The organism is Acinetobacter sp. 40AMC3-4 (assembly GCF_049898185.1).
Lineage (GTDB): Bacteria > Pseudomonadota > Gammaproteobacteria > Pseudomonadales > Moraxellaceae > Acinetobacter.
On sequence record NZ_JAFCXG010000010.1, the window covers coordinates 50162 to 63328 of the forward strand.

Here is a 13167-nt window from a genome sequence, read left to right on the forward strand (position 1 = left end):
TTATTCGCAATAAAAAAAGGCGCATATTGCGCCTTTTTTTAAAACAAAACTTATTTCTTGTCATTGCCGCCGAACAATGGACCCATACCACCCCCGCCGCCAAACTGTTTCTGCAAGCCGCCGAGTGACTTCATCATTTTTGCCATACCGGATGGATTGGCAAATTTTTTCATCATCTTGGCCATTTGGGCATGTTGCTTGATCAGCTTGTTGACTTCTGCCACTTCCATACCACAACCTGCTGCGATACGTTTTTTACGGCTTGGGTTCATCAAGTCCGGGTTACGGCGCTCTTTGATAGTCATCGACTGGATAATCGCTTCCATTTTCTTGACCTGCTTTTCAGGATTGGCTTGCGCCAACGCATCTTGCAGACCGGCATTGCTCATGCCAGGAAGTTTGTCCAGGAAGCCCATCATGCCGCCCATCTTGTTCATCTGCTCAAACTGCATCAGCATGTCTTCAAAGTTGAAGCTGCCGCCTTTTTGCAGTTTTTTCGCCATTTTTTCGGCTTTTTCTTTGTCGACCTTGCGTTCAAGTTCTTCGACCAAAGAAAGTACATCACCCATACCGAGAATACGCTGTGCAACACGCTCAGGATGGAATGGCTCCAGGGCATCGAGTTTCTCACCCATACCCAAGAATTTGATTGGCTTGCCGGTAATCGCCCGTACTGAAAGCGCTGCACCACCGCGCGCATCACCATCAGTTTTGGTCAGGATCACACCAGTTAAAGGCAAGGCATCATTAAATGCTTTGGCGGTGTTTGCCGCATCCTGACCGGTCATGGCATCGACCACGAACAGGGTTTCAGTCGGGTTAATCGCTGCATGCAGCTCTTTGATTTCACCCATCATGTCATCATCGATATGCAAACGACCTGCCGTATCGACAATCAGCACATCGGCAAACTGGATTTTTGCCTGTTCAATCGCGCGATTCACAATCGTAATCGGTTTTTCGTCTGCGCTAGATTCCAGGAAAATCGCACCGACTTCACCCGCGACAGTCTGTAGCTGTTTGATCGCAGCCGGACGATACACATCGGCAGAGACCATCGCGACTTTTTTCTTTTGACGTTCTTGTAAGAAGCGTGCAAGTTTCGCTGCAGTTGTTGTTTTACCTGCACCCTGCAAGCCTGCCAGCAGGACAACCACAGGTGGTTTTGCAGCGAGGTCGAGGCTTTCATTGGCCTCGCCCATCATTTTGGTCAATTCGTCATGAACGATTTTGACAAAAGCCTGCCCAGGAGATAACTGAGTCATCACTTCCTGGCCCAATGCTTCTTCCTTAACTTTCGCGATGAATTCACGAGTTACAGGTAACGCAACATCGGCCTCAAGAAGCGCCATACGCACTTCACGTAACGTATCTTTAATATTGTCTTCGGTTAGCTGCCCTGAGCCAGTAACATTTCTTAAACTCTGCGTGAGTCGTTCTGTTAAGGTATCAAACATTGCAAAATCCGCTTAAAATAGCCATGAGCAAAAAATTGTTTCTTAAAATAGAAAATTTATGCATAGAATGCTATAGGATACTGTAGTTCGCAGCGAATTTATATAAATGAATATTCATCACCCTTAAAAAGGTTTGACATGGTTAGCCTCCCCTTGGTTTATACGATCTTAGCATTAGTCGCTTACACCGCTTCCTTCTGGTATCTGTTCATTCATTTAATGTCTAAACGTGCTCCTAATCAATGGTTTGTCTCGCTAACCGCACTGCTTGGCCTGGGCTTGCATGCGCTGGTTTTATATGGCGATATGCATACCCCGCTGGGCATCAATTATGATGTCTTTGCCCTGTTTTCCTTTACCTCTGGTCTGATGCTGTTACTCAGCATTATTTACAGTACTTATCGTCCAATTATTGCCCTGAACCTGATCGGGATTCCGGTGGCTGCGACCGGATTAATTCTTGGCTTTGCGTTTACTCAGCCTGCAAAAATCATCACACAAAACTCTTTGGGTCTGGATATTCATATTATCCTGTCTTTGTCTGCTTATGCGGTATTGCTCATGGCGACTATTCAGGCCGTAATTTTACGCTTTCAGGATCGTGAGCTGAAAAAGAAGCAAAAACGCCGGGTCTGGGTCAGTTTGCTACCCTCTTATCAAGACATGGAATCATTGCTGTTTGATATGCTGATGACCGGTTTTGTTTTACTTACCCTCGCTTTGGGCTTTGGCTTTTTTACTATCGACAATTTCTTTGCTCAGCATCTGGCACATAAAACGGCGTTCAGTATCATTTCCTGGCTTGTTTACGGTTCACTATTAATTGGACACTGGAAGTTTGGCTGGCGTGGCCAAAAAGCTGTGCGCTTTACCCTACTCGGTTTTGGCTTGCTGGCACTGGGTTTTATTGGTTCTAAATTTGTGCTGGAAATGATTCTAGGGCGATAATTCTGAGCCGTGAATATTCAATTCATTGTTCAATAAACAGATTCTAGCTCTAATATTTTTTTAAACGATTATACGCCCCGCACGCACTGATAATGGCCAGCGAATGACTCTGGGCAATTCTGGATCTTCCCATTCTGGCAATAAGGCATCTGCCAGTACATTTAATGGATTATGTCCGAGTGCTTGAGTTGCTGCTTTCACGGCTGACCAAGTACTCATATAACCAATTAACTGATAAAAATTCCATTCAACCTGCAATACCGGTGGCTGAGTCGCAATTTCCTGAAATGGAAATGGTAAATTTTTATATCCTTCATCTACATGGCGACGTTCAGGTGGCCAGTACGGTGCAAGCGTGACTTCATAAAAATGCTTAAAATAATGATTCAGATGGGGCTCATCCACACTGAATACGCCATAGCTAATTAAAGCCAGAATGGCATTGGGTTTAGCAATCCGGCGAACTTCTGCGTAAAATTTTTCCAGATCGAGCCAATGCGCTGCTTGAGCCACCGAAATCAGATCAACACTCTGGTCAGCACACGGAATCTTTTCAGCGAGTGCCTGACCATACTGAATTTTTGGATGCGGTTTGGCTTGGGCAAGCTGTTCAGCACTCGCATCAATAGCAAGCACCTGATCAAAGTAATTCGCCAAAACTTCTGAAAGCTGTCCAGAACCACAGCCGACATCTACAGCCAATTTAGTACCTGGTGACAGCTCTGCCAATAGCTTTCCCAATGCATCCGGATAATGCGGACGAAACAAAGCATAGTCCTGTGACTGCTGGGAGAAATGATCTTTAAATTCCCTATTTTCCATATATATGCTTTCCAGACCAGTTTTATTTCAGTCTAAATAGACGGTCAGGGAATGCAGTTGGAATTTGGTTTCAGTTACTTCCTGTTTTTAAAATGCAGAATTCATCTATTTAATAGAATCATGTTCTTAACTTAGTCATTCAAGCTATTCTGCTTGATCTGATAATCTGCCTTAAACGCTTTGTAACTGAGCCGGTCTGTGGAGACTTCTGTTAAAGGACTGACCTCCTGCATTGAGGAAAGACAGCGCTCTGTCAGCTGAATATATTCTTGTGTCCCTTTGCTTTTCCAAGCAATTTCTTTGGTGTCCAGGGGACGGATGACCCGTGCTGGACTACCGAGTACCAATGAATTTTCCGGAATTTGGGCCTTGGCTTTAACCGTACTATTAGCACCAACAATGGTATTTTCACCAATCTCGGCTTCATCAAGAATCACGCTGTTCATGCCGACCAGTACATTTTTACGAATGATACAGCCATGTAAAATCGCGCCGTGTCCGATATGGCCATACTCTTCGACCAGCGTGACGCTACCGGGAAAGCCATGGATGGTACAGGAATCTTGAACATTGGCATTTTTCTGGATGTGAATCCCGCCGAAGTCGGCTCTTAAAGTAGCGAAAGGCCCGATATATACGCCCTCTTCAATCACTACATCCCCGATCAGAACGGCTTGCGGATGCACATAAGCGTGAGGGCTGACCACAGGAATCACCCCATCAATGGCATAACACGGCATTATTTTATTCCTTTAAAAATGCAGAATTAGATTAGCTAACGGCTTCCAGTCGCAAACCGCCAAAACGTTTATAAAATTGTGGATGTACCGGCGGCATCGAACCTTCCGAAGTTCGGGCGATCTCCATAAAGAACTCATCCCCTGCCGCAACCACCGTTTGATATAAATTACTGCTCAGATTACGGGCATTCAGGGAAAGCCAGTTGGATGGCAATAATTCAAAAGGCAGATTCGGATCTTTTAATAAAATCCGGCGGAATTGATGAATCAGCAAAATACGCAACTGAAAGGCCTGAACCGGATCCAGCTCATCTTCCTGTTCCACCAGATGAAAGAATTCCCGGAAATCCGCAATAAATTTTTCATAGCGCTGATGCAGTTCCTGCACCGGCCAGTTGGTGGCAACCATGCGTTTCACGGTTGGATAGGATTCCTGCCAGAGCTGCAAGGTTTCGGCCTTAAACACCACGACTTGGTCGGTCATTTTCAGGTTCAGCAGCAGGTTTTGCAGTTTCTGGTGATCACAGCCCGGATAGGCCATGACATTAGTGGCGATATTGGCAAAGCCCAGCCATTCCAGTTCTTTTTTCAGAACCAGTTTATTTTCCAGTTCCACTGAACTGAGCAGCACCAGATCCCACTTCTGATCCCATTCGGTATGCTGAAAACTGTAAATTTTTTGATCCGCCATAATAAAACGCTGGCGGCTGCTTTCGGTTACGCGATAATAACTGGTGCGACCAATTTTCTCAGACATCAGCCAGCCATTTTGGACCAGACGAAATACGGCAGTCCGTACCGATCGTTCATTAAATCCGAAGACATCCATGAGCTGAATTAGACTGGCCAGACTGATAATGCCACCCCGGTGAAAAATACAGTCACCAAAGATGGTCATGATTAATGAGGTTCCGCTGAGTGCTTCAGTTTGAATAAAGTCATCAATTATTTGTTTTAATTTCGGATTCATTGCGTTTAACTTTACCTTATAGAAACTGGATGATAGACCATTTGGCTATCATCCAATAGTACTTCATGCAGACTTGCGGATATCAAACACGCGCTGTGCCTTGCCTTCAGAGCGTGGCAGACTCCCTTCAGGTAACACTTCGACACTTACGGTGATTCCGACCATGGTTTTAATCTGGCTTTTCAGCTGAGTTGCCAACTGGTGCGCCATAATGTCACTGCTATCTTTACGCATTTCGGTACGGATATGCAATGTATCCAGATGTCCCTGTTTGCAAATCTGGATCTGATAGTTCGGAATCAGTTGCTGGATCTGTAAAATCTGCTCTTCAATCTGTGATGGGAAGACATTGACCCCACGAATAATCATCATGTCATCACTACGGCCGACAATCTTGTCCATACGGCGCATGGTGCGTGCCGTGCCTGGCAATAAACGGGTCAGGTCACGGGTACGGTAACGGATTACCGGCATGCCTTCTTTAGTAATTGTGGTAAAGACCAGTTCACCCAGTTCGCCATCTGGCAGCACTTCGCCAGTTTCCGGATGGATAATTTCAGGATAGAAATGATCTTCCCAGATGGTTGGGCCATCTTTGGATTCCAGACATTCCATCGCTACGCCCGGCCCCATCACTTCTGACAGACCATAAATATCCAGCGCATCAATGCCTAAACGCTCTTCAATTTCCTTGCGCATTTCATTGGTCCATGGCTCTGCACCAAAGACACCGGTTTTAATCGAACAGTTTTTGGCTGTGCCAAATTTCTTCTCAAGCGCTTCAATAATGTTCAGGCAGTAAGATGGCGTAACCATCAGTGCTGTCGGTTTAAAATCATGAATCAGTTGCGCCTGTTTATCGGTTTGTCCGCCAGACATTGGGATCACCGTTGCACCCAAGCGTTCAACGCCATAATGTGCACCTAAACCACCCGTAAACAGACCATAACCATAAGACACCTGGATGATATCTTTACTGCTCAAGCCGGCTGCACGTAATGAACGCGCCACTACATCTGACCAGACATTAATATCATTTTGGGTATAACCGACTACGATCGGCTGACCGGTGGTGCCAGAAGATGCATGCACACGTACAATCTGTTCCTGTGGCACAGCGAACATGCCAAACGGATAGTTATCACGTAAATCCTGTTTGGTGGTAAACGGGTATTTGGCCAGATCTTCCAGTGAGTTAAAATCGTCTGGATGCACGCCAGCATCATCGAATTTCTTTTTATAAACCGGGCTATTCTGATAAGCATGTTGCAACGTCTTTTTCATACGCTGTAGCTGAACACTGCGTAACTCATCAACCGATACTTTTTCAATTTTTTCCATTGCATTGTTATTCATATTCTTACTCCTGACGCAGTCTTCCTGACCACGGTTTAATTCATTGATTGAATGATGTGTTTAATCCATATTTTCTAAAACCAGTGCCACACCTTGACCCACACCGACACACATGGTGCAGAGTGCATATTTGCCTTTACGGCGTTTTAGTTCTTTCATGGCCGTGATCACCAGACGGGTGCCACTCATACCCAGCGGATGACCCAAGGCGATGGCACCGCCATTCGGGTTAATTCTGGAATCATCGTCTTGCAAGCCGAGTTCACGAATCACGGCCAGCGATTGCGCTGCAAATGCTTCATTTAGCTCAATCACGTCCATCTGCTCCAGACTCAGGCCAGTCTGTTTCAGCACTTTCTGTACCGCTGGAACCGGCCCAATACCCATATATTTAGCTTCGACACCGGCGCTGGCCATCCCGATCATTTTAGCTTTCGGGCTCAAACCATACTGCTCGGCAAACTGCTGATTCCCAAGTAATACGCAAGCCGCCCCGTCATTGACACCCGAAGCATTGCCAGCGGTGACTGAGCCGCCTTCTTTACGAAATGGGGTTTTTAAGGCGGCCAGATTATCCAGCGTCGTCTCTGCGCGCGGATGCTCATCTTGGGAAATGGTCAGAGTGCTTTTCTTCGGACCTTTGACCTCTACTGGCAGAATTTCTTCGGCAAAAATACCCTTCTGCTGGGCTACTGCGGTTTTCTGTTGGCTGTGATACGCAAACAGGTCCTGGTCTGCACGGCTAATCTGATACTTTTCAGCGACGTTTTCGGCCGTTTCCGGCATGCTGTCAACGCCAAACTGTGCTTTAAATTTTGGGTTGATAAAACGCCAGCCAATGGTGGTGTCATAAATTTCAGGGGTACGGCTAAAGGCAGTCGTAGGTTTGGATTGCACGAAAGGCGCTCGGCTCATGGATTCTACGCCACCCGCCAAAACAAATTGTGCTTCACCCGATTTGATAGCACGTGCTCCCAGTCCAATGGCATCCAGACCTGAAGCACATAAGCGGTTCACGGTGAGCGCTGGAACAGATTCAGGCAACCCTGCGAGTAAAGCAGCCATACGCGCCACGTTGCGGTTATCTTCACCGGCCTGATTGGCACAGCCCAAGATCACTTCATCCAGTTCTGCCCATGGCAAGGCAGGATGCTGATCTTTCAGATATTGAATCGGTAGCGCTGCCAGATCATCAGCACGAATGCTGCTCAGTCCGCCGGCATAGCGTCCGATCGAGGTGCGAATTCCATCAAAAATATAAACCTGTTCCATGATTCTTCCTTTTAGCCAGCAACGCGTAATGGTTGCTGCTGAGTTTTCTGTGCATGTCCCTGCACCGCTTTCTTTGCTAAATATATACTAGTTCTATAGCGGTCTTCACCATAAATACGATACATATTTTCTAAAATTTTTAAAATTGTGTAATATCCAATTTTATCTGCCCATTCGAATGGACCACAAGGATAATTAACGCCATATTTCATAGCAGAATCAATATCTTGTTCTGATGCAATATCATGCAATACTGCTTCACAGGCTTCATTCACCAACATGGCAATACTACGTATAACATAAAGACCGGGATGATCCTTAGACCAAATAGGTATCATATCCATACCTATGAGGAATAGCTCTACTGCCTGGCACTGTTCAGCACTACACGCCAGTGATGCAACGACTGGAATCGCCTGAGCATTTGTCCAATCTGCATGCCAATCCATCAACACCACAGGCTCATGCGGATAAGCCAGTTCAACCGACTCGCCGAGCGATAATCGCAGGGAAAGATCACCAATCAGGATTTCATTCTGTTCTGCCGCCTGAAAACTCAGCTCCACATGAGAGGCCTGTTTTAAACGTTCAATCAGTGCTGCTGAATGCAGCCATTCACCTTTTATAGTGACTTTGAGCTTATTCAGCGACTTGGCATAACACACTGGCAATTCATATACAGGTGCAGGCTGGGACTGCGTATAATCATAAAAACCCTGACCGGACTTGCGGCCATAACAGCCGGCATCGACCAGCTCTTTTTGAATCAAGGATGGGCGGTAGCGTGGCTCATAGAAAAATTCCTGATAGACACTTTGCGTGACCGAGAAATTCACATCCTGACCAATCAGGTCGGTGAGTTCACACGGTCCCATGGCAAAACGGCCACATTCGCGCATGATGTAATCGAGCTGTTCCGGGGTGGTAGCATTTTCCTGCAAGGCGCGAAAGGCTTCGGCATAATAAGGTCGCGCGACACGATTGACGATAAAACCGGGCGTCGATTTGGCTCTGACTGGAACTTTGTTCCAGCCCTTCATTAGCTCAAATACAGCATCTGCAATAGTTTCTGAGGTTTTCAGTCCGCGGATAATCTCGACCAGTTTCATCACCGGCGCCGGATTAAAGAAATGCAGACCAATCACTCGCTCGGGATGTGGAATCGCCGAGGCAATTGCGGTAATGGAAATTGAAGAAGTATTAGACGCAAAAATCGTCTGTTCCGGGCAAATGGCAGCCAGCTGTTGAAACAGGTTTTGTTTGACTTCTTTCTTTTCAACAATGGCTTCAATAATTAAGCCCGCATCGGCAATCTGCTGAATGTCCTCTGCCACAATCAGATTGGCGAAGGTACTCTCCAGCAATTGCTGGGTCATTTTGCCATTTTGTACGCGCTTGCTCAGCTGCGCCTCTAAAGCAGTCAAGGCACTCTGAACTTTGCTGCGATCGAGATCAAACACATAGGTCGGATGCCCGTGCATGGCTGCCAGTTGTGCAATGCCAATCCCCATGGTTCCAGCACCGACCACAGCAACTTTGACTTGTTCCAAATTGATCTGTTGCATGATTTAGCATCCTTTATATTCAGGGGTACGCTTCTGCATAAAGGCTTGTACACCTTCCTTATAATCGCTTGAACGTCCAGCCAGACGTTGCAGGTCACGTTCCAGAATGAGCTGCTCATCCAAATTGTTTTCTGCTGCGGCATGAATGGCTTTTTTGATCAGGGACAGACCATAGGTCGGTTGCTGCGCCAGATGCTCTGCCAGTTTTTTCGCTTCTGCCTGCAATTGCTCATCTTCAACCACTTGCCAGATCATGCCGAGTTGTACTGCGCGCTCAGCCGGAATTTTATCGCCAAGCATGGCAAGACCCATCGCTTGGGCACGGCCGACCAGACGCGGCAGGAACCAGGTACCGCCTGAATCTGGGACTAAGCCAAGACGGCAGAAGGCTTGAATAAATGAGGCTGATTTTGCTGCCACCACAATGTCACACGCCAGGGCAATATTGGCGCCTGCCCCTGCTGCCACACCATTCACCGCACAAATCACGGGTTTAGGCATTTCGGTAATCAGCTTGATCAAAGGGTTGTAGTATTTTTCAATCGACAGGCCTAAGTCCGGTGCATCGGCATTCGGATCGACCACACGATCATTCAGATCCTGACCAGCACAGAAACCACGACCTTCTGCTGAAATCACTACGGCACGAATCTGGCTGTCTTTGGCCCAGGCCTTGATGACTTTAGAGACTTCCTGATGCATGGTTTCATTAAAACTGTTGAGCTGTTTTGGACGGTTAAAGGTCAGGTAGCCCACTGCATTTTTTTCTTCGACAATAATTGTTTGATAATCCATTACACACCTCTAAATTCTGGTTTTCTTTTTTCTAAAAATGCATTGATGCCTTCCTGGCGATCTTGGGTCGCCGCCAGCCAGACAAAATGTTGACGTTCAAGTTTCAGTCCCTGACTTAAAGTCACTTCATGAATCGACTTTAAAGATTGCTTGATGGCACGAATGGCCAGCGGTGCCTGCTTGGCAATTTTTTCTGCCAGTTCCAGTGCGTATTGCACGGTCAATCCTGCCGGACAAACCTGGCTACTAATGCCATGTTGCAAGGCTGTTTGTGCCGAAATCATTTCACCAGTCATGGCCCAGCGCATCGTTAATTGCTGACCGACCAGACGGGCCAGACGCTGGGTTCCACCGGCACCCGGCAACATACCTAAACCGATTTCAGGCAAGGCAAACTGGGCATTTTCTCCGGTCAGCACCATGTCACCATGCAAAGCCAACTCGAAACCTGCACCAAAAGCATAACCATTTACGGCCATGATTAAAGGCTTGGAAAATTCATCAATTTTTTTCCAGAGCAGTGGGCGTTGGTCTTGCTGGATGCTGACCACATCTAACTGCGCCAGCTCATTTAAATCAGCACCGGCAGCAAAGCATTGCGTATTTCCGGTGATGACCACGGCTTTCACAGCAGCATCTGTTTCCAAGTCCTGTAGACAGGCTGCAATGTTTTGCAAGGTAGCATTGTTTAAAGCATTGCGCTTTTCTGGACGATTTAGCTCGATCAGTACCACACCCGGCTTGGGTGAGCTGGTTTTAATGTAGGTCATCCTTGAACTCCTGCTATGCTCGCGGTGCTGTAAATTCAGCTTTTATTCATCAAAACTGAGTCGGACATTGGCCGTGGTTGGACGTGCCTGACAACTGAGCACATAGCCTTTCTGAATTTCATCTTCTTCCAGACTGTAATTCACCGCCATTTCAACCTGTCCCTCTAACACCTTACATTTACAGGTGGCACAAACGCCGCCCTTACAGGCATATGGCAGGTCGGCTCCGGCACGTAGCGCAGCATCTAAAATACTGTCATCCTGCTTAGAGACTTCAACAATCAGCTCGCGACCATCGAGGATGATATTGACGCGTTCTTCGCTGCGGCTTTCCATCTGCTGGGCGGTTGCTTTCGGTGCAGTACCCGTATTGAAGCGTTCCGTATGAATCTTGCTGCGTTGAATGCCCCAAGTCGGTAATACCGTTTCGACTGCTGTCATCATTTCTTCAGGACCGCAAGCGAAACAGTGATCTGCTTCGGCAGAAATCAGATTGGCCTGAAATAACTGCTGCAATTTGTCTGCATCAATCCGACCATTAAAGATGTCACTGTCATTCAGTTCACGTGAAAAAATATTTACCAGTTGCAGACGTTCCTTAAAACGGTCTTTCAAGTCCATGATCTGTTCAGAGAACATGGTCTGTTTCCAGGAGCGGTTGCCATATACCAGAGTGAATGTTGCTTCCGCTTGACGGTTCAACACCGACTTTACAATCGATAAAATTGGCGTAATGCCACTGCCTGCTGCAAATCCTAGATAATTCTGGCCACCAGCCTTGGCGGCTTTCTGAAAGAACACCCCTTGCGGTGGCATGACTTCTAGTACATCGCCCGCTTTGAGATGCGCATTGGCCCAGGTTGAAAACTGACCCTGATCAATTTTTTTAATCGCAATGCTCATGTCTTCCTGAGTATCACTGCAGATCGAGTAGCAGCGGCGCAGCTCGCCGTCATCAGTTAAATGACGAATGGTGAGGTGCTGACCCGGCTGATATTGAAAAGTATCCAACTGCTCAGGCGAGAGATCAAAGGCAATGCAGATCGCTTGCTCGGTTTGTGGCTGAATCGATTTAATGGTTAATGGTATAAATTGGCTCATGGCAAAATCCTTCTTTTAGGTGGCGGTGTTCAGGCTTGTTATTGGTTTACCCTGCCCACCGCGCAATCGTTACAATCAAATACATTTGAAATAGTCAAAAGTTTCTAAGCAGTCCCGACATTGATATAAAGCTTTACAGGCGGTCGAACCGAATTCACTTAATAATTTGCTGTTGTTACTTAAGCACTGTGGACAGGTGATGCCATCGGTCAATGCCACATGCGTACCACAGCTATGTGACTGGCCTTGCGGCGGGGCAATACCATATTGCTGTAATTTGTGTTTGCCCGATTCACTCATCCAGTCCGTGGTCCAGGCTTGAGACAGGTCCACAATGACTTTGACCGGTGTCAAACCATTGGCCTCGAAAGCCTGGGTAATTTCTGCTTTTAATAAATCCGTGGCCGGACAGCCGCTATAGGTCGGCGTGAGTCGCACCACAATTTCATCCTGCTGATTCAGCTCGACGCCACGAATCATACCCAGATCAATCACTGACAATACTGGAATCTCTGGATCAGAAACCTGCTGTAAAACGTCCCAACATTGATCTTCTACGTGTCGAATCAGATTCATGCGACTCACTCCCTGTGATTGTGCCGAATTACCAGTTCATGTTTGGATATGAGCGCTGCATGTATTGCAGTTCAGCCAAAACAAAACCGAGATGTTCTGTATGTAAACCCTGTTTAGCCCCACTGCGATAAGCGCCTAGCTCTGGCAGGCTTAATTCAAATCGCGCTAACTCGGATGTAATGGTCTCCAGCCACTGGGCTTTTAAATTTTCAATATCTGGAATGACACCGCTATCAACCAGCTGTCTTTCATCAGCCGTCAGGACAAAAAGTTCCTCGGTAAAACGCCATAACTGGTTTAAACCTTGCTGGGTTTTTTCATGCGCTTCTGCGGTACCTAAACTTAAGCGTTCCATCCAGGTGGTGGAAAAACGCTGGTGATATTTCACTTCTTTGAGTGATTTCACTGCAAAAGCCGCCAACTCAGCATGCTGACTTTGACTTAAGGCGCTAAACAATAAAGCGTGGTAGTGATCCATCAACCACTGGCGTACCAAAGTCTGGGCAAAATCACCATTCGGCTGTTCGCACAGCAGCAAATTACGGTATTCACGCTCGGTGCGGAAATAAGCCAGCTTGTCTTCATCACGACCCTGTCCTTCCACTTCACCCGCCAGACTGAGGGCAGTACGTGCCTGACCCAATAAATCCAGTCCAATATTGGCTAAGGCAATATCCAGCTCCAGTTCAGGTGCATGACCACACCACTCTGCCAAACGATGAGACAGGATCAGTTGACTGTCACCCACATGTAAAAGAAATTCTGCCAATACTTGATTTGTCATAATCTTCACCT

The 13167-nt window shown here is 46.8% G+C and carries 13 protein-coding genes; 1 reads left to right on the plus strand and 12 read right to left on the minus strand.

Annotated features, from left to right (window positions below; all coding sequences use genetic code 11):
* Nucleotides 1-50 precede the first annotated feature (50 nt).
* The gene (gene ffh / locus ACP7BU_RS11945) at nt 51-1457 is read right to left on the minus strand and encodes a signal recognition particle protein (protein ID WP_004279196.1); all 1407 of its coding nucleotides are present in this window, start codon (nt 1455-1457) and stop codon (nt 51-53) included.
* A gap of 138 nt (nt 1458-1595) precedes the next feature.
* Between ffh and ACP7BU_RS11950 the strand changes: the two genes are divergently transcribed.
* Complete coding sequence (locus ACP7BU_RS11950; protein WP_004730673.1) at nt 1596-2405, plus strand: cytochrome C assembly family protein; 810 nt, start codon at nt 1596-1598, stop codon at nt 2403-2405.
* A 60-nt stretch (nt 2406-2465) separates the two neighbouring features.
* Here ACP7BU_RS11950 and ACP7BU_RS11955 read toward each other — a convergent pair whose 3' ends face one another.
* From ACP7BU_RS11955 to paaC, 11 genes are all read right to left on the minus strand, one after another.
* Complete coding sequence (locus ACP7BU_RS11955; RefSeq protein ID WP_004279194.1) at nt 2466-3227, minus strand: class I SAM-dependent methyltransferase; 762 nt, start codon at nt 3225-3227, stop codon at nt 2466-2468.
* A gap of 131 nt (nt 3228-3358) precedes the next feature.
* Nucleotides 3359-3967, minus strand: coding sequence for a DapH/DapD/GlmU-related protein (locus ACP7BU_RS11960; protein WP_191112318.1), 609 nt, complete (start codon nt 3965-3967; stop codon nt 3359-3361).
* Nucleotides 3968-3998: 31 nt separating this feature from the next.
* Nucleotides 3999-4937: a phenylacetic acid degradation operon negative regulatory protein PaaX gene (gene paaX, locus ACP7BU_RS11965; RefSeq protein WP_004279192.1), complete on the minus strand. Its 939-nt coding sequence runs from the start codon at nt 4935-4937 to the stop codon at nt 3999-4001.
* Nucleotides 4938-5000: 63 nt separating this feature from the next.
* Nucleotides 5001-6293, minus strand: coding sequence for a phenylacetate--CoA ligase PaaK (paaK, locus tag ACP7BU_RS11970; RefSeq protein ID WP_425879990.1), 1293 nt, complete (start codon nt 6291-6293; stop codon nt 5001-5003).
* Between the two features lie 60 nt (nt 6294-6353).
* The gene (gene pcaF / locus ACP7BU_RS11975; RefSeq protein WP_425879989.1) at nt 6354-7565 is read right to left on the minus strand and encodes a 3-oxoadipyl-CoA thiolase; all 1212 of its coding nucleotides are present in this window, start codon (nt 7563-7565) and stop codon (nt 6354-6356) included.
* An 11-nt stretch (nt 7566-7576) separates the two neighbouring features.
* On the minus strand, nt 7577-9130 hold the full coding sequence (locus ACP7BU_RS11980; RefSeq protein ID WP_425879988.1) for a 3-hydroxyacyl-CoA dehydrogenase: 1554 nt from the start codon (nt 9128-9130) through the stop codon (nt 7577-7579).
* Nucleotides 9131-9133: 3 nt separating this feature from the next.
* Nucleotides 9134-9925, minus strand: coding sequence for a 2-(1,2-epoxy-1,2-dihydrophenyl)acetyl-CoA isomerase PaaG (gene paaG / locus ACP7BU_RS11985; RefSeq protein WP_004279188.1), 792 nt, complete (start codon nt 9923-9925; stop codon nt 9134-9136).
* Nucleotides 9925-10695 (minus strand): enoyl-CoA hydratase-related protein, encoded by a 771-nt coding sequence (locus ACP7BU_RS11990; protein WP_005104871.1) that lies wholly within the window; start codon nt 10693-10695, stop codon nt 9925-9927. Before ACP7BU_RS11990 ends, paaG begins: the two co-directional genes overlap by 1 nt.
* 42 nt (nt 10696-10737) lie before the next feature.
* Nucleotides 10738-11796, minus strand: a complete 1059-nt coding sequence (gene paaE, locus ACP7BU_RS11995) for a 1,2-phenylacetyl-CoA epoxidase subunit PaaE (protein ID WP_224216830.1) — start codon at nt 11794-11796, stop codon at nt 10738-10740.
* A 75-nt stretch (nt 11797-11871) separates the two neighbouring features.
* Entirely contained in the window at nt 11872-12372 is a 501-nt protein-coding gene (gene paaD / locus ACP7BU_RS12000; protein WP_005247163.1) for a 1,2-phenylacetyl-CoA epoxidase subunit PaaD, read from the minus strand.
* Between the two features lie 28 nt (nt 12373-12400).
* Nucleotides 12401-13156, minus strand: a complete 756-nt coding sequence (gene paaC / locus ACP7BU_RS12005; protein ID WP_026056591.1) for a 1,2-phenylacetyl-CoA epoxidase subunit PaaC — start codon at nt 13154-13156, stop codon at nt 12401-12403.
* Nucleotides 13157-13167 lie beyond the last annotated feature (11 nt).